General features: G+C 64.9%; 22 protein-coding genes and 1 pseudogene. 16 read left to right on the top strand and 7 right to left on the bottom strand.

Annotated elements, in window-relative coordinates:
* The first annotated feature begins 94 nt into the window (after positions 1-94).
* Both RX327_RS07545 and RX327_RS07540 read left to right on the top strand, forming a co-directional pair.
* Entirely contained in the window at positions 95-1,195 is a 1,101-nt protein-coding gene (locus tag RX327_RS07545; protein ID WP_160321737.1) for a mandelate racemase/muconate lactonizing enzyme family protein, read from the top strand.
* 71 nt (positions 1,196-1,266) lie between these two features.
* Positions 1,267-1,788, top strand: coding sequence for a hypothetical protein (locus RX327_RS07540; protein ID WP_317249924.1), 522 nt, complete (start codon positions 1,267-1,269; stop codon positions 1,786-1,788).
* A gap of 3 nt (positions 1,789-1,791) precedes the next feature.
* Here RX327_RS07540 and RX327_RS07535 read toward each other — a convergent pair whose 3' ends face one another.
* The gene (locus tag RX327_RS07535; protein ID WP_317249923.1) at positions 1,792-2,319 is read right to left on the bottom strand and encodes a DNA starvation/stationary phase protection protein; all 528 of its coding nucleotides are present in this window, start codon (positions 2,317-2,319) and stop codon (positions 1,792-1,794) included.
* Between the two features lie 123 nt (positions 2,320-2,442).
* Between RX327_RS07535 and RX327_RS07530 the strand changes: the two genes are divergently transcribed.
* The 6 genes from RX327_RS07530 to RX327_RS07505 all read left to right on the top strand — a co-directional run bounded on the left by RX327_RS07530 (position 2,443) and on the right by RX327_RS07505 (position 9,489).
* The gene (locus RX327_RS07530; protein WP_050384182.1) at positions 2,443-3,132 is read left to right on the top strand and encodes a class I SAM-dependent methyltransferase; all 690 of its coding nucleotides are present in this window, start codon (positions 2,443-2,445) and stop codon (positions 3,130-3,132) included.
* Positions 3,133-3,610: 478 nt separating this feature from the next.
* Positions 3,611-7,075 (top strand): carbamoyl-phosphate synthase large subunit, encoded by a 3,465-nt coding sequence (carB, locus tag RX327_RS07525; RefSeq protein WP_317249922.1) that lies wholly within the window; start codon positions 3,611-3,613, stop codon positions 7,073-7,075.
* Between the two features lie 197 nt (positions 7,076-7,272).
* Positions 7,273-7,746, top strand: coding sequence for a transcription elongation factor GreA (greA, locus tag RX327_RS07520; RefSeq protein WP_317249921.1), 474 nt, complete (start codon positions 7,273-7,275; stop codon positions 7,744-7,746).
* A 181-nt stretch (positions 7,747-7,927) separates the two neighbouring features.
* Positions 7,928-8,332 carry a DoxX family protein gene (locus RX327_RS07515; RefSeq protein ID WP_050384184.1) on the top strand — a complete coding sequence of 135 codons (405 nt, stop codon included), beginning with the start codon at positions 7,928-7,930 and terminating at the stop codon, positions 8,330-8,332.
* Between the two features lie 97 nt (positions 8,333-8,429).
* The gene (locus RX327_RS07510; protein ID WP_152977537.1) at positions 8,430-8,834 is read left to right on the top strand and encodes a DoxX family protein; all 405 of its coding nucleotides are present in this window, start codon (positions 8,430-8,432) and stop codon (positions 8,832-8,834) included.
* 193 nt (positions 8,835-9,027) lie between these two features.
* Entirely contained in the window at positions 9,028-9,489 is a 462-nt protein-coding gene (locus RX327_RS07505; protein ID WP_317249920.1) for a DoxX family protein, read from the top strand.
* Between the two features lie 8 nt (positions 9,490-9,497).
* Here RX327_RS07505 and RX327_RS07500 read toward each other — a convergent pair whose 3' ends face one another.
* Positions 9,498-9,977 (bottom strand): Lrp/AsnC family transcriptional regulator, encoded by a 480-nt coding sequence (locus RX327_RS07500; RefSeq protein ID WP_317249919.1) that lies wholly within the window; start codon positions 9,975-9,977, stop codon positions 9,498-9,500.
* Between the two features lie 282 nt (positions 9,978-10,259).
* Between RX327_RS07500 and trxB the strand changes: the two genes are divergently transcribed.
* From trxB to RX327_RS07485, 3 genes are all read left to right on the top strand, one after another.
* A complete protein-coding gene (gene trxB, locus RX327_RS07495; protein WP_317249918.1) occupies positions 10,260-11,225 on the top strand; it encodes a thioredoxin-disulfide reductase in 966 nt (321 codons plus the stop codon).
* A 4-nt stretch (positions 11,226-11,229) separates the two neighbouring features.
* Positions 11,230-12,153: a LysR family transcriptional regulator gene (locus tag RX327_RS07490; RefSeq protein ID WP_028178742.1), complete on the top strand. Its 924-nt coding sequence runs from the start codon at positions 11,230-11,232 to the stop codon at positions 12,151-12,153.
* A 529-nt stretch (positions 12,154-12,682) separates the two neighbouring features.
* Positions 12,683-13,597, top strand: coding sequence for a 4-hydroxy-tetrahydrodipicolinate synthase (locus RX327_RS07485; RefSeq protein ID WP_317249917.1), 915 nt, complete (start codon positions 12,683-12,685; stop codon positions 13,595-13,597).
* 158 nt (positions 13,598-13,755) lie between these two features.
* On the opposite strand, the gene RX327_RS07480 is transcribed toward RX327_RS07485, so the two are convergent.
* Positions 13,756-16,149 (bottom strand): heavy metal translocating P-type ATPase, encoded by a 2,394-nt coding sequence (locus RX327_RS07480; RefSeq protein ID WP_317249916.1) that lies wholly within the window; start codon positions 16,147-16,149, stop codon positions 13,756-13,758.
* Between the two features lie 65 nt (positions 16,150-16,214).
* On the opposite strand from RX327_RS07480, the gene RX327_RS07475 reads away from it, so the two are divergent.
* Positions 16,215-16,490 carry a metal-sensitive transcriptional regulator gene (locus tag RX327_RS07475; RefSeq protein ID WP_018269815.1) on the top strand — a complete coding sequence of 92 codons (276 nt, stop codon included), beginning with the start codon at positions 16,215-16,217 and terminating at the stop codon, positions 16,488-16,490.
* Between the two features lie 215 nt (positions 16,491-16,705).
* Here RX327_RS07475 and ychF read toward each other — a convergent pair.
* From ychF to RX327_RS07455, 4 genes and pseudogenes are all read right to left on the bottom strand, one after another.
* A pseudogene (gene ychF / locus RX327_RS07470) lies at positions 16,706-17,802 on the bottom strand (redox-regulated ATPase YchF).
* Positions 17,803-17,925: 123 nt separating this feature from the next.
* Positions 17,926-18,537, bottom strand: a complete 612-nt coding sequence (gene pth, locus RX327_RS07465) for an aminoacyl-tRNA hydrolase (RefSeq protein ID WP_317249915.1) — start codon at positions 18,535-18,537, stop codon at positions 17,926-17,928.
* A 55-nt stretch (positions 18,538-18,592) separates the two neighbouring features.
* The gene (locus RX327_RS07460; RefSeq protein WP_317249914.1) at positions 18,593-19,312 is read right to left on the bottom strand and encodes a 50S ribosomal protein L25/general stress protein Ctc; all 720 of its coding nucleotides are present in this window, start codon (positions 19,310-19,312) and stop codon (positions 18,593-18,595) included.
* Positions 19,313-19,647: 335 nt separating this feature from the next.
* The gene (locus RX327_RS07455) at positions 19,648-19,908 is read right to left on the bottom strand and encodes an accessory factor UbiK family protein (RefSeq protein WP_317249913.1); all 261 of its coding nucleotides are present in this window, start codon (positions 19,906-19,908) and stop codon (positions 19,648-19,650) included.
* A gap of 176 nt (positions 19,909-20,084) precedes the next feature.
* Here RX327_RS07455 and RX327_RS07450 point away from each other — a divergent pair, with 176 nt between their 5' ends.
* From RX327_RS07450 to pgeF, 4 genes are all read left to right on the top strand, one after another.
* Positions 20,085-20,819, top strand: a complete 735-nt coding sequence (locus RX327_RS07450; protein ID WP_050384186.1) for a dienelactone hydrolase family protein — start codon at positions 20,085-20,087, stop codon at positions 20,817-20,819.
* A gap of 15 nt (positions 20,820-20,834) precedes the next feature.
* Entirely contained in the window at positions 20,835-21,677 is an 843-nt protein-coding gene (gene lgt, locus RX327_RS07445; RefSeq protein WP_317249912.1) for a prolipoprotein diacylglyceryl transferase, read from the top strand.
* 99 nt (positions 21,678-21,776) lie between these two features.
* A complete protein-coding gene (locus tag RX327_RS07440) occupies positions 21,777-22,835 on the top strand; it encodes a class I SAM-dependent methyltransferase (protein ID WP_317251218.1) in 1,059 nt (352 codons plus the stop codon).
* Entirely contained in the window at positions 22,832-23,599 is a 768-nt protein-coding gene (gene pgeF, locus RX327_RS07435) for a peptidoglycan editing factor PgeF (protein WP_317249911.1), read from the top strand. Before RX327_RS07440 ends, pgeF begins: the two co-directional genes overlap by 4 nt.
* Positions 23,600-23,629 lie beyond the last annotated feature (30 nt).

Below are 23,629 nucleotides of genomic sequence, written 5' to 3'. Positions count from 1 at the left end.
TGACGAAGCGCGCTGGATCGCGGCCTGCGCTCTGTGATTGAGTTTCCCTGTCCGAGATCAGGCAAACATGATCCGGCCTGGAAAGGGAGCGCCGATGATTTCAGCCCATTCAGACATGACCATCCGCGACATCCGCGTGACGATGCTGCGGCTGCCCTGGGCCGACGATCCCTGGCTGAAAGGCGCGGCGCTCGGCGCGACGCGCGACATTCTGATCTGCGACGTCGAGACGTCCGGCGGTGTCACCGGCATGGGCTATCTGTTTGTGTTCAAGCCGGCGATGAAGTCGATCGCGGCCTGTCTCGAGGAATGCATCATCGCGCGCGTCATCGGCAAGGACGCCACCGCGATCGAGGCGATCTGGCGCGATCTGTGGACGGCGACGATGACCTACGGCCGCGGCGGCATCGCCGCGATGGCCATGTCGGCGCTCGACATCGCGCTGTGGGACGCGGTGGGGAAACGGGCCGGACTGCCGCTGCACCGGCTGTGGGGGCACTATCGCTCGGAAATCCCGATCTATGGTTCCGGCTGCTTCCGGGGCGCCGGCGGCGACGGGATGATCGAGAAGGCGCTGCATTTCGTGAAGCAGGGCTACAAGGCGATCAAGATGCAGGTCGCGCACGTCCACACGCCGGCGCAGGACCTCGACAATGTGCGCCGCATGCGCGAGGCGCTCGGGCCCGACATCGACATCATGATCGACGTCAACATGGGCTGGAGCGCCGATGTCGCCATCGAGATGGGACGCAAGTTCGAGAAGTACGACATCTACTGGCTCGAGGAGCCAGTGCCGGCCGATGATTTCGCCGGCTATCAGCGGATCGCGGCGGCGCTCGACATGCGCGTCGTCGGCGGCGAGACGCATTTCACGCGCTACGATCTGCGGCCGTTCTTTCTCAATCCCTGCCTGCCAATCCTGCAACCCGACCCGATGCGCGGCGGCATGACCGACCTGCGCAAGATCGCAGCGCTCGCGGACACGTTCGGCATCACCATCGCGCCGCATCTGTTTCCCGAACTCAATGTGCACCTCTTGGCTTCGATTCCGAACGGCATCTGGTGCGAGAACATGGCGCTGATCGACGATCTCTGGGTCGACCCGCCCGAGATCGCCAACGGCATGATCACCGCGCCGGAGCGGCCCGGGCACGGGCTCAAATTCAAGGAAGACGTGTTGAAGTTCAAAATCTAGCTGGAACGGTTTGCGGACCGACGGTTTGTTGGTCTGGAGACCACGGCACCTCGCAGCGCTGGAGAGCCACCATGTCGGTCGTCCGTACCGATATCGAACCCCTGACCATCGTCTTCCAGGACGACGGCCTGGTGCCGAACAACCCGATGCCGTTCCTGGTCTACAAGGCCACCGTCGACGTCAGCAGCAATCCCGAGGCCATCATCGAGCGGCTGTTCGGCAAGAACGGCTGGGGCGCGATGTGGCGCAACGGCGTCTACGACTTCGCGCATTACCACGCCACCGTGCACGAGGTGCTGGGCGTCGCGCGCGGCCGCGCGCGCGTGCAGTTCGGCGGCGACCATGGGCGGGCGCTGGAGATCGCGGCCGGCGACGTCGCGATCCTGCCGGCCGGCACCGGGCATCAGTGCACCCAGGCGAGCGATGATTTCTGCGTGATCGGCGCCTATCCGCCGGGCCCGCCGATGGATCTGCAGCGGCCGACGCCGGAGAACCACGCCATGGCGCTGAAGACGATCCCACAGGTCGCGATCCCCGCGACCGATCCGGTGATGGGCAAGGACGGGCCGCTGGTGCGGCTGTGGAAGCGCTGACGCCTACGCCGCGTTGCTGCCTTCCTGGCGGGTCGCCTCGAACAGGAACCAGGTGCGGCGCTCGGTCTCGTCGATGAAGTTTTCGAGGAGGCCTGCGGTGCCGGAGTCCTCCTGCTCGTCAGCCAGCTTGTGCGCCTTGCGCATCGCAGCCGCCATGTGCTTGTTGTCCTGCATCAGCTCGCGCAGCATCTCGCGCGGCGGGACGTAGTCCTCGTTGTTGTCCTTGATGGTCTGGAGCTTTGCGACCTGGCCGATCGACTTCAGCGTGGCACCGCCGATCTTGCGGACGCGCTCGGCGAGCTGGTCGGTGGTGGCGAAGATCTGGTCGGACTGCTCGTCGAGCAGCAGATGGTAGTCCCGGAAATGCCGGCCGCTGATGTGCCAGTGGAAATTCTTGGTTTTGAGGTAAAGCGCGAACGCGTCGGCCAGAAGCACGTTGAGCGAGACCGAGATCGTGTCCACCGCAGCCTGCGGCAGGTCGCTCGGCGTGTCGAGATCGGGCGAGATCTTGTCAGTCTTGGCTTTGCTCACGTTGGACCTTCCTGTTAGGAACCCGTATTTCGGCGCATTGAACATTGGCCGCCGGACCGCTAACGCATCATCAGCCCACCCGTTCCTGAGGCCAGGAACCCGTTCTGCCGGATACCAAACGCGATGGATGAATGGATCGATTATTACGATTCCACGCATACGATCTATGCGAGCCGACTGCACCGTGACCTGCATTTCCAGATCATCGCAAACGACATCATCGGCTACATCGCTTCGCCGGATGCCGTGGTGCTCGACTATGCCTGCGGCGAGGCGCTGTCGGCGGCGAAGGTCGCCAATGCCTGCGCCCAGCTCTATCTGGCGGAGCCGGCGCCCGGCGTACGCGGCCGTCTGGTCGCGCGCTTTGCGCCCGACACCCGAATCCGTGTCCGCTCGCTCGATGACCTGAAGCACATGGACGCGGACTCGATCGACCTCGTGATGATGAACTCGGTGGCGCAATACATGACGCCGCAGGAGCTCGATTCCGCGTTCGACGTGATCCACCGCCTGCTGAAGCCCTCGGGCCGGTTCGTGCTCGGCGATATCCTGCGGCCCGAAGTCGGCATGGCGAGGGACGTCGTGGCCCTGCTGCGCTTTGCGGCGACCCACGGCTTCCTGCGCGATGCGCTGGTCGGGCTGGCTTCGACCGCACTGTCCGACTACCGCCAGCTGCGCACCAGGATCGGACTGCAGCGCTACCGCGAGGACGAGATGATCGCGAAGCTCGGCGCCGCCGGGTTCAGCGCTACGCGCGCGCCGCGCAACATCGGGCACAATCCGTGGCGGATGACGTTCGTGGCGCACCACTGATCCTGGGTTGCGCCGGCCATTAACGTTACCCACCAGTAAACGTGGCGGCCACTGAAATAATCAGCAATGATCCGCTCGGCCCGGTGGCGGAAGCTTCGACGCGGCAGTGGTGCAACACTGTTCATCCTGGTTCAAATCCAGGCCGGGTCTCCAGCCTTCGCTGGCTCCGCCAGCTTCGGCTCGGCAAGCCCTTTCGTAGCGAAGGCTGCCGCGGCGTAGCCCAAAGGGCGAAGCCGGGCCGGTAGCCCCTCCCCACATCCCGAGCACCCCCAACCGGGCATATGCCGAATGCGGATTTTCCCCCAGAATCGCGGTTGATTGCGCGTTTTTGGGGGTTTCGCGGGTGCGGAAACTGGTCTAAAGACCACCCGCGCGCGAGGGATCGCGCTTCCGGCGCTACAACATGTAGCGCATGGCTCGAGGGACGCGCGGCAAGCGCGCCCTTTTTTTGTGCCCAGATTCCAGCCCGTGAGCGGTGATGCCCAAACGAACCGACATCTCGACCATCCTGATCATCGGCGCCGGTCCCATCGTGATCGGCCAGGCCTGCGAGTTCGACTATTCGGGCACGCAGGCGGTGAAGACGCTGAAGGAAGAGGGCTATCGCATCGTCCTCGTCAATTCCAACCCGGCCACCATCATGACCGATCCGGAATTGGCCGATGCGACCTATATCGAGCCGATCACGCCCGAGATCGTCGCCAAGATCATCGAGAAGGAACGTCACGTCATTCCCGGCGGCTTCGCGCTGCTGCCGACCATGGGCGGACAGACCGCGCTGAATTGCGCGCTGTCGCTGCGCCGCCAGGGCACACTGGAGAAGTTCGACGTCGAGATGATCGGCGCCACCGCCGACGCGATCGACAAGGCCGAAGACCGCCAGCTGTTCCGCAACGCGATGGAGAAGATCGGGCTGCAGACGCCGAAGTCGCGGCTCGCCAACGCGTCCGAGCTGAAGAAGTCCGACCGCGACAAGTACCTCGCCGATCAGGCCAAGCTGTCCGGCCCCGAACTCGAAGCCTTCGAACGGCAGTGGGAAGGCGGCGAGAACGAGCGGCGCAAGCGCTACCAGCAGCAGGCCTTGGCCGAGGCGATGATGGCGCTGTCCGAGATCGGCCTGCCGGCGATCATCCGCCCCTCCTTCACCATGGGCGGCACCGGCGGCGGCATCGCCTACAACAAGGAAGAGTTCCTCGACATCATCGAACGCGGCCTCGATGCGTCTCCCACCAACGAAGTGCTGATCGAAGAATCCGTGCTCGGCTGGAAAGAGTACGAGATGGAGGTCGTGCGCGACAAGAACGACAATTGCATCATCGTCTGCTCGATCGAGAACCTCGATCCGATGGGCGTGCACACCGGCGATTCCATCACGGTGGCGCCGGCGCTGACGCTGACCGACAAGGAATACCAGATCATGCGCGACGCCTCGCTGGCGGTGCTGCGCGAGATCGGCGTCGAGACCGGCGGCTCCAACGTGCAGTTCGGCGTCAATCCCGAAGACGGCCGCATGGTCGTCATCGAGATGAATCCGCGCGTGTCGCGCTCCTCCGCGCTGGCCTCTAAGGCCACCGGTTTTCCGATCGCCAAGGTCGCCGCCAAGCTCGCCGTCGGCTACACCCTGGACGAGATCGCCAACGACATCACCGGCGGCGCCACGCCCGCCTCGTTCGAGCCGACCATCGACTACGTCGTCACCAAGGTGCCGCGGTTCGCCTTCGAGAAATTCCCGGGCGCCTCGACCACGCTGACCACGTCGATGAAGTCGGTCGGCGAAGTCATGGCGATCGGGCGCACCTTCCAGGAAAGCCTGCAAAAGGCGCTGCGCGGGCTCGAGACCGGGTTGACCGGCCTCGACGAGATCGAGATCGAGGGCCTCGGCCGCGACGACGACAAGAACGCGATCCGCGCCGCGCTCGGCACGCCGACGCCGAACCGGCTGCTCCAGGTCGCCCAGGCCATGCGGCTCGGCTGGTCGAACGAGGACATCTTCAAGTCCTGCAAGATCGATCCGTGGTTCCTCGGCGAGATGCGCGGCATCGTCGACATGGAAGGCAAGGTCCGCAGCAGCGGCCTGCCGACCAATGCGTTCGCGATGCGGATGCTGAAGGCGATGGGCTTCTCGGACGCGCGGCTCGCCGTGCTCACGGAGGCCACTGAGGCCGACGTTACCGCGAAGCGGCACGCGCTCGGCGTTCGCCCCGTCTACAAGCGCATCGACACCTGCGCGGCTGAATTCGCCTCCCCCACCGCCTACATGTATTCGACCTATGAGGCGCCGTTTGCGGGCGCGCCAGCGGACGAAAGCACGCCGTCCGACAAGAAGAAGGTCATCATTCTCGGCGGCGGTCCCAACCGCATCGGCCAGGGCATCGAGTTCGACTATTGCTGCTGTCACGCCTGCTTCGCGCTGCATGACGCCGGCTACGAATCCATCATGGTCAACTGCAATCCGGAGACGGTGTCGACCGACTACGACACCGCCGACCGGCTGTATTTCGAGCCGCTCACCGCCGAGGACGTGCTGGAGATCATCGCGAAGGAGCGCAGCAAGGGCACGCTGCACGGCGTGATCGTGCAGTTCGGCGGCCAGACGCCTCTGAAGCTGGCGCGCGCGCTGGAGGCCGCCGAAGTGCCGATCCTCGGCACCTCGCCGGACGCCATCGACCTCGCCGAGGACCGCGACCGCTTCAAGCGCGTGCTCGACAAGCTTCGTCTCAAGCAGCCGAAGAACGGCATCGCCTATTCGGTCGAACAGGCGAGGCTCGTCTCCGCCGACCTCGGCCTGCCGCTGGTGGTCCGCCCGTCCTACGTGCTCGGCGGCCGCGCCATGCAGATCATCCGCGAGGAGAACCAGCTCAACGACTATCTGCTCGGCACGTTGCCGGAGCTGGTGCCGGCCGACGTCAAGGCGCGCTATCCGAACGACAAGACCGGGCAGATCAACACGGTGCTCGGCAAGAACCCGCTGCTGTTCGACCGCTATCTGTCGGACGCGACCGAGATCGACGTCGACTGCCTCTCCGACGGCAAGGACACGTTCATCGTCGGTATCATGGAGCACATCGAGGAAGCCGGCATCCATTCCGGCGACAGCGCCTGCTCGCTTCCGCCGCACTCGCTCGAGCCTGAGATGATCGAGGAGCTGGAGCGGCAGACCCGCGAGCTCGCGCTCGGCCTCGACGTCATCGGCCTGATGAACGTGCAATATGCCATCAAGGACGGCGAGATCTACGTGCTCGAGGTCAATCCGCGCGCTTCGCGCACGGTGCCGTTCGTCGCCAAGGTGGTCGGCACGCCGGTCGCCAAGATCGCCGCGCGCATCATGGCGGGCGAGAAGCTCGCCGATTTCAAGCTGAAGAAGGCCAGGCTCAAGCACGTCGGCGTCAAGGAATCGGTCTTCCCGTTCGCGCGCTTCCCCGGCGTCGACACGGTGCTCGGCCCCGAGATGCGCTCGACCGGCGAGGTCATGGGCATCGACCGTTCGTTTGCGGTGGCCTTCGCCAAGAGCCAGCTCGGCGGCGGCACGCGGGTGCCGCGCAAGGGCACGGTGTTCGTGTCGGTGCGCGAAAGCGACAAGACGCGCATCGCCGAAGCCGTTCGCGAATTGCACTCGCTCGGCTTCAAGGTGCTGGCGACATCGGGCACCCAGCGCTTCCTGACCGACCAGGGCATCCCGACCGAAAAGGTGAACAAGGTGCTGGAGGGGAGGCCGCACATCGTCGACGCCATCACCAACGGGGACGTCCAGCTCGTCTTCAACACCACCGAAGGCCCGCAGGCCCTGGCCGACAGCCGTTCGCTGCGGCGCGCGGCCCTCTTGCATAAAGTGCCGTATTACACCACTCTTTCCGGGGCCGTGGCGGCCGCGCAGGGCATCCGCGCCTATTTGGGCGGGGATCTTGAGGTTCGTACCCTGCAGAGCTACTTTTCGGAAACCTGATCGCTGCCCGGGCTGAAGACCCGAAGCGGTCAATTAGCCGAATGGCTGGAACTCACCGCGCGATTGGATGTTGTCACGGCCCTTAGCGGGGCCGAATATCACTGGGCTTCCGGGCGCGTTGGCGCCCTGATTCCTGCGTTAGCTGAACTGGATATTCGTGCACGGCCGCCGGGCGCGCGCGATGAAGGACGAAGATGATGGATAAGGTTCCGATGACCGCGGGCGGATACGCCGCGCTGACGGACGAATTGAAGCAGCGCCAGTCCGTGGATCGTCCGCGGATCATCGAGCATATCGCGGAGGCGCGCTCGCACGGAGACCTGTCGGAAAACGCGGAATATCATGCCGCGAAGGAAGAGCAGTCCCACAATGAAGGCCGCATCGCCGAGCTCGAGGACAAGCTCGCGCGCGCCGACATCATCGACATTTCCAAGCTCTCCGGCGACACCATCAAGTTCGGCGCCACCGTGACGCTGGTCGACGAGGACACCGAGAAGAAGACGGTGTGGCAGATCGTCGGCGAGGTCGAGGCCGACGCCAAGAAGGGCCGCATCTCCATCACCTCGCCGCTCGCGCGCGCGTTGATCGGCAAGAAGAAGGGATCGACCGTCGAAGTCAACGCACCCGGCGGCGCCAAGGCCTATGAGATCACCAAGGTGGAGTGGCGGTAGTTTTAGCCTAAGCCGGAGCTACAAAGGAGCCGCGTTTTCCAACGCGGCTTTTTTGCTGCATGGGATATGCGACATCTCTTCACGGTCGCTGACACGATTGTGACTTGGCAACGCTGATTAACTTGTTAATGAATCGGCCCCGGAATGGTTATAGAGCATAACTATCTGGGGACCCAGCAACATGATCAGCACTTTGGCTGCGCGATATTCGCCAAGCCTTCTCAGCATCCTTCGCATCTACGTCGGGCTCAGCCTGCTGCAGCACGGCACCGCGAAGATTCTCCACTTTCCGACCGTTCCGATGTTTGCCAACGTCGAAATCGGTTCGCTGATGGGCGTCGGCGGACTGATCGAGCTTGTCGGCGGCGCGCTGTTCATCCTTGGTCTGTTTACGCGTCCGGTTGCGTTCATCCTCTCGGGCTTCACGGCAGTCGCCTATTTCATGGCGCACGCGGGCAAGAGCTTCTATCCGATCCTGAACGGAGGCGAGCTCGCCGCGGTCTACTGCTTCGTCTTCCTCTATTTCATGTTCGCCGGCCCCGGCCCGTTGAGCCTGGACACGATCCGCGAAGGCAAGACCGCATAGCGCTCCGAATGAATTGCACGCGGAGGGCGTGACAGCGTCGCCTCGTTCTCCATAATGCGCGCCGGCAACGGCGCGCATTATCATTTTGGAGGATAGCATGGACCTGGACCGCCTCAGCGCAACCGCTCAGCCCGTTTTGCTGAGCATTCTCCGTTTCATCACCGGGCTGTTGCTCTTCCAGTTCGGTGTCGCCAAGTTGTTCAAGTTTCCGCATGTCGAGATGTTCGCGCAGGTGACGCCGTTCTCGCTGTTCGGTATCGCCGGCATGTTCGAACTGGTGCTCGGCGGGATGCTGATGCTGGGCCTGTTCACCCGGATCGTTGCCTTCATCCTCTCCGGCGAGATGGCATTCGCCTATTTCATCGAGCACGCGCCTGTCAGCTTCTTTCCGCTGCTTAGCGACGGCACGCTTGCGATACTGTTCTGCTTCGTCTGCCTCTACCTCGCCGCGGCAGGCGGCGGACCGCTCGGCCTCGAGGCCTTGCGAAAGCGCAGGCCATAGCACGCCAACGGCAGAAGCGTGCTGACATGACGGACCTGCAGCAGGCAGCGCGAGTTCCATTCCGCCGGCGCGCAACGAAGAGGGCGAAGATGCGCCCCGCGCATGTATCCACGAAATTGTGAGGAGGTTGCGGTCTCGCGATCTCGCAACCCCTTGAACCAAACAGCTCCGCCATTGTTGACGCTGGGGACTAATGGTGGAGAGCGCAATGAATGTGGACCGACTTGCGGCGAGCTTTCAGCCGTATCTCTTGAGCCTGTTCCGGTTCATCACCGGCCTGCTACTGTTCCAGTACGGCGTTGCAAAAATCTTCAAGTTTCCGGCGCTCGCGTACTTCGCTAACATCCCGCCGTTGATCCAGGCTGCGGGCTGGCTTGAACTGGTGCTCGGCGCGCTCTTGATGATCGGACTGCTCTCGCGGATATCTGCGTTCATCCTCTCGGGTGAAATGGCCTTCGCCTACTTCATGGGCCACATGCTGAAGACCGGCGAGCCGGTACTTCTGCCGCTCAACAACGGCGGAACAGCTGCAATCCTGTTCTGCTTTGCCTGTCTTTACCTCGCAACGGCAGGCGGTGGGCCGGTGAGCGTAGACACGGCGATCTGGCGCGCTTCGCGCGATGAGGAGCCGCACTTCAGACAAGCTGCGGAATAGCGCAAACCTCAGCCCGCCACCTTCACATCCAGCGGCACGGCCGCCTCGTACTTCGAATTGTGCAGCACCAGCGAGGTCCGCACGTTGCGGACATGTGGCGCGGCAGTCAGGTGCGTGACGAAATCCTGGAAAGTCGCCATGTCGGGCGCGACGCATTTGAGGATGAAATCGACCTCGCCCGACAGCATCCAGCATTCCCGCACCAGGGGCTCGGCGCGGACGAAATCCTCGAAAGCGCGCAGGTCGGCGTCGGCCTGGCTCGACAGATGCACCGAGGCGAACACCGTGACGTCGTAGCCGAGGCGGCGCGGATCGAGCAGGCCGCGGTATCCCTGGATGTAGCCTTCCTCCTCCAGCGCCCGGACCCTGCGCAGGCAGGGCGGCGGCGAGATACCGACGCGTTTGGCCAGTTCCACATTGGTGATTCGGCCATCGGCCTGGATCTCGGCGAGGATTTTGAGGTCGATCTCGTCAAGGTTCTTCGACACGCGACTACAGTTCCCTAGGGGTTTGGAAGGCTTGGCGGGTCCGCCGGCAACTCTCATAGCGCAGCCAACCGGCGTTGCGCAATTTTATTGCGCGTGCAGCGCACGATTTCGCGAATGTGACTTCAGTTCCGGGGAAAAATCGCTGCCATGGATTGCAAATCTTGCATAGCTTCCCAGATATCCTAGACTTGGATTTGACACTTTTAGCACCGCCGTGACCTGCTTCCGGGGTGCTTCCCACACAAGTCCCCGTCAAAGTCCCCAGAAGAGAGGGATCAGCTAATGTCCGCTCCTGTTCATGCAAAGGTCGTCATTATCGGCTCCGGCCCTGCTGGCTACACGGCAGCGATCTATGCCGCGCGGGCGATGCTCGAGCCGATCCTGATCCAGGGCATCCAGCCCGGCGGCCAGCTCACCATCACCACCGACGTCGAGAATTATCCGGGCTTCGCCGACGTGATCCAGGGCCCCTGGCTGATGGAGCAGATGGAGAAGCAGGCGGTCCATGTCGGCACCAGGATCGTCACCGACCTCGTCACCAGGCTGGAGACGGCGCAGCGGCCGTTCCGCCTCACCTGCGACAGCGGCGACGTTTATCTCGCCGACACCGTGATCCTCGCCACAGGGGCGCAAGCGCGCTGGCTCGGGCTGCCGTCCGAAGCCAAGTTCCAGGGCGGCGGCGTGTCGGCCTGCGCCACCTGCGACGGCTTCTTCTACCGGGGCAAGGACGTCATCGTGGTCGGTGGCGGCAATACCGCTGTCGAGGAGGCCCTGTACCTCACCAACCATGCCTCGCGGGTCACCATCGTGCATCGTCGCGATCACTTCCGCGCCGAGCGCATCCTGCAGGAACGCCTGTTCAACCACCCGAAGATCAAGGTGATCTGGGACTCGGCCGTGGACGAGATCTGCGGCACCGAGAACCCGAACAAGGTCACCCATGTCCGGCTCAAGAACGTCAAGACCGGCGCGCTCACGGACGTGAAGGCGGACGGCGTCTTCATCGCCATCGGCCACGCGCCGGCGACGGAGCTGGTCAAGGACCAGGTCAAGCTGAAACCGTCGGGCTATGTCGAGGTCGCCCCGAACTCGACCGCCACCTCGGTGCCCGGCCTGTTCGCCGCCGGCGACGTCGCCGACGAGACCTTTCGCCAGGCCGTGACGGCCGCAGGCCTCGGCTGCATGGCCGCACTCGAAGCCGAACGTTTCTTGGCCCTTCGCGCCAGCGAGCGCGCGGCAGCGGAATAACATCATGCCTCGAACACGCGACGGATTTACGGATATGGATTGGGACAAGCTGAAGGTGTTTCACGCGGCGGCGGAAGCGGGCAGCTTCACGCATGCGGGCGAGCAGCTCGGCCTGTCGCAATCGGCGGTCTCGCGCCAGGTCTCGGCACTGGAGCAGGAGCTCTCGGTCTCGCTGTTCCACCGCCACGCCCGCGGCCTGATCCTCACCGAGCAGGGCGACCTGCTCTTCCGCACCGCGCATGACGTGTTCATGCAGCTGCAGGCGGCGCGCGCCAAGCTGACCGACAGCCGCGAGCGGCCGAGCGGCGATCTCAAGATCACCACCACGCCCGGCGTCGGCATCAACTGGCTGATCCCGCGGCTCGGCGAGTTCACCGCGCTCTATCCGGAGATCCGCATCTCGCTGATCGTCACCGACGAGGAGCTCGATCTGTCGATGCGCGAGGCCGACGTCGCGATCCGCACCCGCAAGCCGACGCAGCCGGACCTGATCCAGCGCAAGCTGTTCGCGATGGGCTTCCACGCCTATTGCTCGCCGGAATACATCAAGCGCTTCGGCACGCCGCGCACGCTGGAGGAGCTCGACTCCCACCGCATCATCACGCTCAGCGACGGCAGCTTCGCGCCGCATCTTCAGAACCGCAATTGGCTGATCGAAGCCGGGCGCAACGGCTCCGGCCCGCGCGAAGCCTATTTCAAGGTCAACAACATCCTCGGTCTCGTGCGCGCCTGTCAGCAGGGCCTCGGCATCGCCGCGCTGCCGGACTATCTCGTCGAGGAACAGAACAAACTCGTGCAGCTGTTCGGCGAGTCGGATTCGATCCAGCTCGATACCTACTTCGTCTATCCCGAGGAATTGAAGACGGTCGCGCGCGTGCAGGTGTTCCGCGACTTCGTGGTGAGCAAGGCGCAGCGCTGGCCGTCCTGATTAAGCCGCCCTTATAGGGCTGGTTTATAGGGATATCCGTGCTGCCCCCGGTCTCCGCATGACTGACATGCGACCTGGATAGTTGCTGCAGGCCGTCGATGGGGATCATATTGTTTGCACGCTGAGCCTTCGCGTTGCGCATTTGTCCCCCTCCTCCAGTGGCGCGGGAGTTCAGTAATCCCTCTTGGAAGGTGATTGTGTCGGCCTCACGTGGCCAATACCTAAGCCGGGCTCACTTGAGCCCGGCTTTTTTTCATCGCCGTGCCCTTTCACCTCCACGTCATGCGCAAAACGCGCCGCACGCGCCGATCAGCATGTGCATTGACAACAACCTCGCAGCGCAGCATCATTGTCCCATGATCACGACTTCGTGCGCCGTTCTGTCGTCGAAAAAAGCTCCCCTCCCGGGGACACGAGATCGCGCGCGATAAGATCACCTTCGCATTCAAACCGATCCCGAAACCCCGCCGCCTGGACGGGGTTTTTTGTTGGTCCCGTCTCCGGCTTTGCCTTCCCCAGGAGATGGAACATGACCGATCTACACCAGCAATTGCAGGGCCTCTGGCTGCCTCTGATCACGCCATTCCGTAACGGCGAACTCGACGTCACGTCGCTGCGGCGTCTCGTACGGCACTACGCCAGCGGCCCCGTCGACGGGTTCATTCTCGGCGCAACCTCCGGCGAGGGCATGGCGCTCAGCGTGGACGAACTGGAGGGGCTGGTGAGCGTCGTGCTCGACGAGCTCAGTGCCAGCTCCCGCCATTTGCCGGTCTGTCTCGGGCTCTCCGGCGCCTCGACCGCCCGGATGAAGGAAGCGCTGGATGATACGGCCGACTGGCCGATCAACGGCTATCTGATCGCCAGCCCCTATTACATCAGGCCCTCGCAACGCGGGCTCGTGCAGCACTTCGAGGCGCTCGCCGATCACGCGGCATGGCCGATTGTGCTCTACAACATCCCCTATCGCACCGCCGTGAACATCACCAACCAGACGCTGCTGCGGCTCGCGGACCATCCGAACATCGCCGGCATGAAGGATTGCTGCGCCGACCGCGCGCAGTCGATCGACTTCCTCAACCGCCGGCCGGCCGGCTTCCGCGTGCTGACCGGCGAGGATGCGCAAACCTTCGATGCGCTCTCGGACGGCGCCGACGGGGCGATCCTGCTGTCCGCACATCTGGAAACAAACACCTTCGCTGCGATCCGCACGCTGCTGCAGCAGGGCCAGCGCGACACGGCGCTGGCCGCCTGGCAGAGCGTCGTCGGCCTGACGAGGCTGTTGTTCGCCGAACCAAGCCCCGCGCCGGCCAAGCACTGGCTGTGGCGGCAGGGGCTGATCGACAGCCCCGAGGTGCGGCTGCCGATGGTCGAGATCAGCGAGGATCTCGCAACCTGGCTCGATGCCGAGATGGAGCGCCGCGAACAGCTGCTGTTGCCGGCGTGATCGCGTTTTCTCCCCGTTCTTACGGGGAGAGGGCTGGGTGATGGGCTGCTTCCGCACAAAAAGGCGAGAGACAAACTCGTGGAGCGTCCCCCTCACCCGGATCGCATCTTGCGATGCGATCCGACCTCTCCCCACACGCGGGGCGAGGTAGGAAACGTCTAGTCCAGCTTCACCCTGCCGAGCCTAAGCGCATTGCCGATCACGCTGACCGAGGAAAGCGCCATCGCGGCGGCGCCGACCATCGGCGACAGCAGGATGCCGAACAGCGGATACAGCACGCCGGCTGCGATCGGCACCCCGGCGGCGTTGTAGACGAACGCGAACGCCAGGTTCTGGCGGATGTTGCGCATGGTCGCGACCGACAGCCGCCGCGCGCGCACGAGGCCCATCAGATCGCCCTTGAGCAGCGTGACGCCGGCGCTCTCCATGGCCACGTCGGTGCCGGTGCCCATGGCGATGCCGACCTCGGCCGCCGCCAGCGCCGGCGCGTCGTTGACGCCGTCGCCCGCCATCGCGACGCTGCGCCCCTCGCCGCGCAGCCGCTGCACCACCTCGCTCTTGCGCTCCGGCAGAACGCCGGCCTCGACCTCGTCGATGCCGAGCGTCTTCGCCACCGCCCGCGCGGTGGTCTCGTTGTCGCCGGTCAGCATCACGATGCGCAGGCCCTCGGCGCGCAGCGCCTGCAGCGCGCTCGTCGCAGACGGCTTGACCGGATCGGCTATCGCGATCACCCCGACGACGCGGCCATCGACCGCGACATAGATGGCCGTCGCGCCGTCCCGCCGCGCCGCCTCGGCCGCCTCGTCGAGCGCTGCCGTCGCGATCTTCAGCTCGGCCATCAGCACCGCATTGCCGAGCGCAACTTGCCTGCCCTCGACGGTGCCGGTCGCGCCCTTGCCGGAAGGCGAGGCGAAATTGCTGACGGCGGCGGATGCGAGCTTGCGCTCCCTGGCAGCGGCGATAATCGCCTGTGCCAGCGGGTGCTCGCTGCCCTGCTCGACACTGGCCGCCAGGCGCAGCAGATCGCTCTCGTCGAGTCCTTCGGCGGCAATGACGTGCACCACCTTGGGCTTGCCCTCGGTCAGCGTGCCGGTCTTGTCGACCACCAGCGTGTCGATCTTCTCCATGCGCTCCAGCGCCTCGGCGTTCTTGATCAGCACGCCTCCCTGCGCGCCGCGGCCGACGCCGACCATGATCGACATCGGGGTCGCGAGGCCGAGCGCACAGGGGCAGGCGATGATCAGCACGCTGACGGCTGCGACCAGGCCGAAGGCCAGCCGCGGCTCCGGTCCGAACACCGTCCAGGCGATAAAGGCGAGCACGGCGGCGGCGATCACCGCCGGCACGAACCAGCCGGCGACGCGATCGGCGAGCCGCTGGATCGGCGCGCGTGAGCGCTGCGCCTTCGCCACCATGTCGACGATCCGCGACAGCATGGTGTCGCGGCCGATCTTCTCGGCGCGCATCACGAGGCCGCCGCTCTGGTTGACGGTGCCGCCGATCACGTTCTGGCCTTCGGCCTTCGTGACCGGCATCGACTCGCCTGTGACCATGGACTCGTCAATGACCGCACTGCCCTCGACGACGACGCCGTCGACCGGCACCTTCTCGCCCGGCCGCACGCGCAGGCGGTCGCCGACCTTGATCGCGTCGATGTCGATGTCCTCGTCGCCATGTTCGGTGATGCGCCGCGCGGTCTTCGGCGCGAGGCCGAGCAGCGCGCGGATCGCGCCCGAGGTCTGCGCGCGGGCGCGGAGCTCCAGCACCTGGCCGAGCAGCACGAGCACGGTGATCACGGCAGCCGCCTCGAAATAGACGGCGACCGCGCCATGCATGTCGCGGAACGCGGGCGGGAACAGCTGCGGCGCCAGCGTCGCGACCACGCTGTAGACATAGGCGACGCCGGTGCCCATCGCGATCAGCGTGAACATGTTGAGGTTGCGCGTCAGCAGCGACTGCCAGCCGCGAACGAAGAACGGCCAGCCCGCCCACAGCACCACGGGCGTCGCCAGCACGAGTGAGACCCAGTTCGACCAGTGCTGCGGCACCAGCTGCATCAGCCCAAGATGGCTGCCCATCTCGAGCACGAACACCGGCACGGTCAGCGCGAGGCCGATCCAGAACCGCCGCGTCATGTCGATCAGTTCGGGATCGGGACCGTCGTCGAGCGAGATCTGCTCAGGCTCCAGCGCCATGCCGCAGATCGGGCAGGAGCCCGGTCCGACCTGGCGGATCTCCGGATGCATCGGGCAAGTGTAGATGGTGCCCGCGGGCGCCGGCGGCTCGGGTTCACGCGGCTTGAGATACTTCTCAGGGTCGGTCTCGAAACGCTCGCGGCAGCGGCTGCTGCAGAACAGGTACTCCTCGCCCTGGTAGCTGAAGCGGTGCTTGGCGGTCGCCGGGTTGACCTTCATGCCGCAGACCGGATCGATCGCGAACGCCGCCTCGGCCGGCGGCGTGTCGTGACCATGCTTGCCGCCGCAGCAGGAATGCGCGGCCGCGCCATTGTGGTGATGATCCGCGTGCGAATGGTCGTGCTTTGCGTGTGCCACGAAACTCTTCCCGGCCGGTAACCCGGCCTCTTGATTTGTATACCCTAGGGGGGTATATGAGGCCTATGAGAGACGAGGTCAAGACATCCTGCTTAAAACGGCTCAAACGGATCGAAGGTCAGATCCGCGGGTTGGCCGCCATGGTCGAGGACGACCGCTATTGCATCGACGTGGTGACGCAGATCGCGGCCGCGCGCGCGGCGCTGCGCCGCGTCGAGGAAGAGGTGCTGCGCGATCATGTGGCGCATTGCGTCGAGCATGCGATCTCGTCCGGCGACAAGGCCGACCAGCGGCGCAAGATCGCCGAGCTGATGGACGTGATCGGGCGTGCGGATCGGTGAGGCGAGCGCCGCCCCATACTCGATGTCGTCCCTGCAGAAGCAGGGACCCATAACCACAGGACGTGGGGATGGAGCGAGCTGGGGCCACAGCTCGTTTCAACAACGCGACCCTGTGGTTATGGGTCCCGGGTCGCGCTTCGCTTGCCCGGGACGACGTGGGGAGAAATCGAGGCTCAGTTTGCCGGCGCCGTTGCGCGCAGCTCGCGATCGCCTGCTTACGTATTGAACCTGAAATGCATCACGTCGCCGTCGGCGACGACGTATTCCTTGCCTTCGAGGCGGAGCTTGCCGGCATCGCGCGCGCCGGCTTCGCCGCCGAACGCGATATAGTCCTCATACGCGATGGTCTCGGCGCGGATGAAACCTTTCTCGAAGTCGGTATGGATCACGCCGGCCGCGGCCGGCGCCTTGGTGCCGCGATGGATGGTCCAGGCGCGCGCTTCCTTCGGGCCGATGGTGAAGTAGGTGATGAGGTCGAGCAGCGTGTAGCCGGCGCGGATCAGGCGGTCGAGGCCGGCCTCTTCCAGACCCAGTGTCTCCAGGAAGTCAGTGCGTTCCTCACGCGACAGCGTCGCGATTTCGGATTCGATCTTGGCGGAGATCACGACCGCGACCGCGCCCTCCTCCTTGGCGCGCTCGAACACCGCCTTGGAAAAATTGTTGCCGTCCTTGGCCGATCCTTCCTCGACGTTGCAGACATAGAGCACGGGCTTGGACGACAGCAGGCCGAGCATGGAGAAGGCGCGCTCCTCCTCGGGCTTGCGCTCGACGCACGCGCGGGCTTGCCCTCGCGCAGCAGCACCAGGGTGCGGTTGACGAGATCGAGCTGCTCCTTGGCGTCCTTGTCGTTGCCCTTGGCTTTCTTGGTGAGATTGTCGACGCGCTTCTCGAGACTGTCGAGATCGGCGAGCATCAGCTCGGTCTCGATGGTCTCGATATCGGCGAGCGGGGCGATCTTGCCCTCGACATGGGTGATGTCGGAATCCTCAAAGCAGCGCACCACATGCGCGATGGCATCGACCTCGCGGATATTGGCGAGGAACTGGTTGCCGAGGCCTTCGCCCTTGGAGGCGCCGCGCACGAGGCCCGCGATGTCGACGAAGGTCAGCCGCGTCGGGATGATCTGGCCGGACTTGGCGATAACGGCGAGCTTCTCCAGCCGCGGATCGGGCACGGCGACCTCGCCGACATTCGGCTCGATGGTGCAGAACGGATAGTTCGCGGCCTGCGCCGCGGCCGTCTCGGTCAGCGCATTGAACAAGGTCGACTTGCCGACATTGGGCAATCCGACGATCCCGCATTTGAATCCCATGTCTTCCTCAACATTCTCTGATCCGTCATGGCCGGGCTCGTCCCGGCCATCCACGTCTTACGGTGCACGCGGCAGGTAAGACGTGGATGCCCGGCACAAGGCCGGGCATGACGACAAAGGAGGTCAGGCCGGCTTCTCGCCGCCGTTCTCACCCTTGTCGAACCCCTTGGCCTGCATCGTCAGATGCACCTTGTTGGCGAACGACGCGTCGTGGCCCGTCGCCAACAGGCCGGCACTGTCGGCGACGGCCTGGCACAGGGCCTCCACCCACGCCCGGTCGGCCTTGGCGAAGTCCGACAGCACGTGGCCGTGCACCAGTTCCTTGACGCCGGGATGACCGATGCCGAGCCGCACCCGGCGGTAGTCGTTGCCGATATGCGTCGAGATCGAGCGCAGGCCGTTGTGGCCGGCGATGCCGCCGCCGATCTTCACCCGCACCTTGCCCGGCGGCAGCTCGAGCTCGTCATGGAACACGGTGACGTCGGAGGGCGTGAGCTTGAAGAAGTTCGCCGCTTCCTGCACCGCGCGCCCGGACTCGTTCATGTAGGTGGTCGGCTTCAGCAGCACGACCTTCTCGCGATCGACGACGCCCTCGGAGGTCTCGCCCTGAAAGCGGCGGCGCCATGGTGCGAAACCATGACGCCGCGCGATCTCGTCGACGGCCATGAAGCCGATATTGTGCCGGTTACGTGCGTATTTCGCGCCGGGATTGCCGAGCCCAACAAAGAGTCGCATGACGCGGCATCCCGCGTCGGCGCGCCATCAGACGATCGCGCGCCGACCTGATCGATTACTTCTTCTTGTCGCCGCCGGCGGGAGCCTTGGCAGCCGCCGCCGGAGCAGCAGCAGCCGGAGCAGCCGCACCAGCCGCCGGAGCCGCCGCAGCGCCCGGAGCCGCGCCACCGGCAGCCGCCGCAGCCGCGGCCTTCTGCTCTTCGGCGTAGCCGGACGGCGGCACGATGGTGACGAGGGTCGCGTCCTCGCGGGTCAGCGCCTTCACGCCGGCCGGCAGCTTGACGTCCGACAGATGCAGCGAATAGCTGATCTCGAGGCTGCCCACGTCGGCTTCGATGTATTGCGGAATGCTCTCGACGCCGCATTCGAGTTCGATCGCGTGGGCGACGATGTTGACGGTGCCGCCGCGCTTCACGCCCGGGGAGGTTTCAGCCTTCACCACGTGCAGGGGAACGCTGATGCGGATGGTGGCGCCTTCGCCGAGCCGCATGAAATCGACATGGATCGGGAAGTCCTTGACCGGATCGAGGTGGTAGTCGCGCGGAATCACGCGGTGCTTCTTGCCCTCGAGGTCGATGTCGACCAGCGTGGTCAGGAACCGGCCGGCGAGGATGCGCTGGCGCAGTTCGCGATCCGCAATCGAGATCGTCAGCGGGGGCTGGTTGTTGCCGTAGATCACTCCGGGCACTCTGCCGGCGCGACGCTCAGCCCGGGCGGCCCCCTTGCCGCTCTTCGGACGTGCGGTCGCCTTCAATTCCTTGACGGTCGTCGCCATATCGTTAAGTCCTTGTTTTTGCAAAAGTTAATGGGCCGCAGCGCGGCCCATGGCATCATCCGCAGCAAGCCTCCAGGGGTGCGGGGGCCGCGAACGTGGCGGGCTTTTAGCCCCAAAGGGCCGAAATGACAAGGAAATGAAGGAAATTTTCTTGCTTCACCCTCCCCTGGAGGGGGAGGGTCGGACCGCATGCAGCGAAGCGGAATGCGGGTCGGGGTGGGGTGATCTCTCCCTACGGGCAGCGTTCGATGCGGAGGGACCTTCACCCCACCCCGTCTCACATTATCGCTGCGCTCAATGTGAGCCGACCCTCCCCCTCCAGGGAGGGTGGAAGATCAGCCGGCCGTCCCGCCGAGCTTGGCCTCCAGCGCCGCGATGCGGGCCTTCAGCGCCTCGTTCTCCTCGCGCGCGAGGCGCGCCATGTCCTTGACCGCCTCGAACTCCTCGCGCTTGACGAGGTCCATGTCGCGCAGGAATTTTTCCGCCTGGGTGCGCATCACGGTGTCGAACTCGCGCTTGACGCCCTGGGCGGCACCGGCGGCGTCGTTCATCAGGCGGCCGATCTCGTCGAACAACCGGTTGCTGGTCTGGGTCATCTCGCAAAACTCTCCGCGTTCCTGCCTCGCGCCAAAGACAATGGCGATCTCAGCCATCCGGTTCAAGTCCGCCGCGAATGGCAGGCCTCCCGAGGCTTGCCTTGTCATGCTCCGGTTTCCTTGCAATCGTATGAACTCACAACAGAAATCGCACACATAACGCGAGCAGAAACGCCATGATCGACCAGACCGTCGAGATCCCGACCAAGGACGGCAAGACCACCACCTTCATCACCCATCCCGAGCGCGGCGGCCCCTTCCCCGTCGTCATCTTCTACATGGACGCGCCGGCGATCCGCGAGGAGTTGCGCGACATGGCGCGCCGGCTCGGCACGTCAGGTTATTATGTGATGCTGCCCAACATGTATTACCGCGCCGGCGTGATGGAGCTCGGCCCGATCAATCCCGATCCGGAATCGCCCGAACGCAAGCGCATGTTCGAGCTGATGCACTCGCTCAACATTCCGCTGGTCATGGAGGACACCAAAGGCCTGCTCGCCTATGCCGAGACGCAGAAGGCGGCCAACACCACGATCATCGGCACCGTCGGCTATTGCATGAGCGGCCGCTATGCGGTGAACGCGGCGACGCATTTCGGCGATCGCGTCAAGGCCGCCGCCTCGGTCTACGGCACGCATCTGGCGACCGACCAGCCCGACAGTCCGCATCTTGCCGCGCAAAAGACAAAGGCCGAACTCTATTTCGCCTGCGCCGAGACCGATATCTACGCGCCCCAGGACATCATCGAGCAGGTGAAGGCCGGCATGAAGGGATCGAACAACGAGGTCGAGATCTATCCCGGCACACATCACGGCTTTGCGTTCCCCAAGCGTCCGGTCTATGACCGCGACGCCGCCGAACGCCATTGGGAGCGGCTACTCGCGCTTTACCGGCGCAACCTCGTGAGCTGAGTCTCAAGACGAACGATGCCGTTCCTGCTGATCGACTTTCCGGTGTTCAATCCCGTAGCGCTCTCGCTCGGTCCGTTCGCGATCCGCTGGTATGCGCTGGCCTATATCTGCGGCATCGTATTCGGCTGGCTCTATGCGCGCTCGCTCCTGAAGAACCAGCGCCTGTGGGGCGGACCAGCGCCGATCTCGCTGGTGCAGATCGACGACTTCATCCTGTGGGTCACGCTCGGCATCATCCTCGGCGGCCGCACCGGCTACGTGCTGTTCTACAATCTGCCCTTCTTCATCGATCATCCCGCCGCGATCTTCAAATTGTGGGAAGGCGGCATGTCGTTCCATGGCGGCTTCCTCGGCTGCGTCGTCGCGGTGATGTGGTTCGCCTATCGCAACCGCATCTCGATCCTGTCGCTCGGCGACATCACCACCGCCGTCGCCCCGGTCGGGCTGCTGCTCGGACGAATCGCCAACTTCATCAACGGCGAATTGTGGGGCCGTCACGCCGATCCGGACCTGCCCTGGGCCATGATCTTCCCCAATGGCGGGCCGCTGCCGCGGCATCCGAGCCAGCTCTACGAGGCCGGGCTCGAGGGCATCGTGCTGTTTGCAGCGCTGGCGATCATGATCCGGATGGGCGCGCTGAAGCGTCCCGGCCTGATCCTCGGCAGCTTCATCACGATCTACGGCGTTGCCCGAATCATCGGCGAGCACTTCAGGGAGCCCGACCCGCAACTCGGATTCCTGTGGGGCGGACTAACCATGGGCATGCTGCTGTCGGTGCCAATGATCATTGTGGGCGTTATCATCATCACGGCCGCCGTTCGCCGCCGGGCGAACGGCCCGGCGCCGAGTTCAACCTGAACAAGTTCAATCCAAAGCAAGTGCAATCCAAGGAAGGCCGTGAACGAACCCTCCCCGCTGCTGGATGAGATCAGGAAGCTGATCAAGCTGTCCGGCCCGATGCCGGTCTGGCGGTACATGGAATTGTGCCTGATGCATCCGCGCTACGGCTATTACGTGTCGCGCGATCCGCTCGGGCGCGAGGGCGACTTCACCACCGCCCCCGAGATCAGCCAGATGTTCGGCGAGCTCCTGGGACTGTGGACCGCCTCGGTCTGGCGCGCGATCGGCTCGCCGGCGACGCTTCGCCTGATCGAGCTCGGCCCCGGCCGCGGCACCATGATGGCGGATGCGCTACGCGCATTGCGCGTGCTGCCGCCGCTCTACCAGGCGCTCAACATCCACCTGGTCGAGGTCAATCCCGTCCTGCGCGAACGGCAGAGTGCGACGCTGGCGAACGTGCGCAACATCGCCTGGCACGACAGCATCGACGACGTACCGGACGGCCCCAGCATCATCCTCGCCAATGAATATTTCGACGTGCTGCCGATCCGCCAGATGGTCAGGCTCGAGAACGGCTGGCACGAGCGGACGGTCGGGATGGATGCCAATGGCAATCTGTATTTCGCTCCCGCGCCCGAGCCTGTGCCGCATTTCGAGGTGCTGCTGCCGCCTCTGGTGCGCGCGGCGCCCATCGGGGCGGTCTTCGAGTGGCGGCCCGACGGCGAGATCATGAAGCTCGCCACGCGCGTGCGCGACCAGGACGGCGCGGCGCTGATCATCGACTACGGCCATCTGCGCAGCGATGCCGGCGACACCTTCCAGGCCATCGTGCGCCACAGCTTCGCCGATCCCCTGAAAGCCCCGGGCCAGGCCGACGTCACCGCCCATGTCGACTTCCAGGCGCTGGCGCGCGCGGCCGAGGATGTCGGCGCGCTCGTCCACGGACCGGTGACGCAGGGCGACTTCCTCAAGCGTCTCGGCGTCGAGGCCCGTGCGGCCGGGCTGATGGCGAAAGCAAGCCCCGAGGTCTCCGCCGACGTTGCCGGTGCGCTCAAGCGCCTGACCGATACCGGGCGCGGCGGCATGGGCTCGATGTTCAAGGTGATGGCCATCTCCGACCCACGCCTCACCTCGATCGCCGGATTGAGCGATCAGCCTGACGAGACCGAACAATGACATTGGGATCACCGCTGCTGTCGGCCATTCCGGGCCTGCGCCATGCCTTCTTCTCGCGTGAAGGCGGCGTGTCGGAGGGCATCTATGCCGCCCTCAATGGCGGGCTCGGCTCGCGCGACGATCCGGCCAAGGTCGCGGAGAACCGGCGGCGGATGGCGGCGCAGCTCGGCGTGCCGCTCGATCACCTCGTCAGCGTGCACCAGATTCACTCGCCTGACGTCGTGGCCGTGACCGGTCCATGGAATGGCGGCGCGCGCCCGAAGGCGGACGCGCTCGTCACCCGCACCGAAGGCCTTGCGATATCGGTCACGACTGCCGATTGCGGCCCGGTGCTGTTCGTCGATCCCAATGCGCGCGTGATCGGCGGTGCGCATGCCGGCTGGAAGGGCGCACTCACCGGCGTGCTGGAAGCGACGATCTCGGCAATGGAGGAGCTCGGCGCAACGCGCGGCGGCATCATCGCCGCGATCGGCCCCCTGATCCGGCAGGCGAGCTACGAGGTCGGCAACGAGTTCGTCGAACGCTTCATCGAGGCCGATGCGGAGAACGGCATGTTCTTCATGCCCGCCGAACGCGAGGGCCACGCGATGTTCGATCTCGCCGGCTTCATCCGCAAGCGGCTGGACATGGCGGGCATCCTGATGATCGACGATCTCGGCCTCGACACCTATGCCGACGAACGCTTCTTCAGCTATCGCCGCTCGGTGCATCGCAAGGAGCCCGATTACGGCCGACACGTTCACGCCATCGCGCTGGAAGGGTGACGCCGGGCATCCAGAGCGTTTTCCCGCGAA

The sequence above is a fragment of the Bradyrhizobium sp. BEA-2-5 genome (genome assembly GCF_032918025.1).
GTDB classification, from domain to species: domain Bacteria; phylum Pseudomonadota; class Alphaproteobacteria; order Rhizobiales; family Xanthobacteraceae; genus Bradyrhizobium; species Bradyrhizobium pachyrhizi.
This window is presented reverse-complemented; position numbering and strand designations above follow the sequence as displayed.

Bases quoted from the DNA above. Each gene is read 5' to 3' on its own strand.
- RX327_RS07440 (WP_317251218.1), top strand. From the start codon at position 21,777: ATGCCGGTCTGGCGGTACATGGAATTGTGCCTGATGCATCCGCGCTAC.
- RX327_RS07540 (WP_317249924.1), top strand. From the start codon at position 1,267: ATGTCGGTCGTCCGTACCGATATCGAACCCCTGACCATCGTCTTCCAG.
- RX327_RS07510 (WP_152977537.1), top strand. From the start codon at position 8,430: ATGGACCTGGACCGCCTCAGCGCAACCGCTCAGCCCGTTTTGCTGAGC.
- RX327_RS07530 (WP_050384182.1), top strand. From the start codon at position 2,443: ATGGATGAATGGATCGATTATTACGATTCCACGCATACGATCTATGCG.
- RX327_RS07505 (WP_317249920.1), top strand. From the start codon at position 9,028: ATGGTGGAGAGCGCAATGAATGTGGACCGACTTGCGGCGAGCTTTCAG.
- RX327_RS07475 (WP_018269815.1), top strand. From the start codon at position 16,215: ATGAGAGACGAGGTCAAGACATCCTGCTTAAAACGGCTCAAACGGATC.
- RX327_RS07545 (WP_160321737.1), top strand. From the start codon at position 95: ATGATTTCAGCCCATTCAGACATGACCATCCGCGACATCCGCGTGACG.
- RX327_RS07515 (WP_050384184.1), top strand. From the start codon at position 7,928: ATGATCAGCACTTTGGCTGCGCGATATTCGCCAAGCCTTCTCAGCATC.
- RX327_RS07450 (WP_050384186.1), top strand. From the start codon at position 20,085: ATGATCGACCAGACCGTCGAGATCCCGACCAAGGACGGCAAGACCACC.
- lgt (WP_317249912.1), top strand. From the start codon at position 20,835: ATGCCGTTCCTGCTGATCGACTTTCCGGTGTTCAATCCCGTAGCGCTC.
- RX327_RS07485 (WP_317249917.1), top strand. From the start codon at position 12,683: ATGACCGATCTACACCAGCAATTGCAGGGCCTCTGGCTGCCTCTGATC.
- carB (WP_317249922.1), top strand. From the start codon at position 3,611: ATGCCCAAACGAACCGACATCTCGACCATCCTGATCATCGGCGCCGGT.
- RX327_RS07455 (WP_317249913.1), bottom strand. From the start codon at position 19,908: ATGACCCAGACCAGCAACCGGTTGTTCGACGAGATCGGCCGCCTGATG.
- pth (WP_317249915.1), bottom strand. From the start codon at position 18,537: ATGCGACTCTTTGTTGGGCTCGGCAATCCCGGCGCGAAATACGCACGT.
- pgeF (WP_317249911.1), top strand. From the start codon at position 22,832: ATGACATTGGGATCACCGCTGCTGTCGGCCATTCCGGGCCTGCGCCAT.
- RX327_RS07460 (WP_317249914.1), bottom strand. From the start codon at position 19,312: ATGGCGACGACCGTCAAGGAATTGAAGGCGACCGCACGTCCGAAGAGC.
- trxB (WP_317249918.1), top strand. From the start codon at position 10,260: ATGTCCGCTCCTGTTCATGCAAAGGTCGTCATTATCGGCTCCGGCCCT.
- greA (WP_317249921.1), top strand. From the start codon at position 7,273: ATGGATAAGGTTCCGATGACCGCGGGCGGATACGCCGCGCTGACGGAC.
- RX327_RS07490 (WP_028178742.1), top strand. From the start codon at position 11,230: ATGCCTCGAACACGCGACGGATTTACGGATATGGATTGGGACAAGCTG.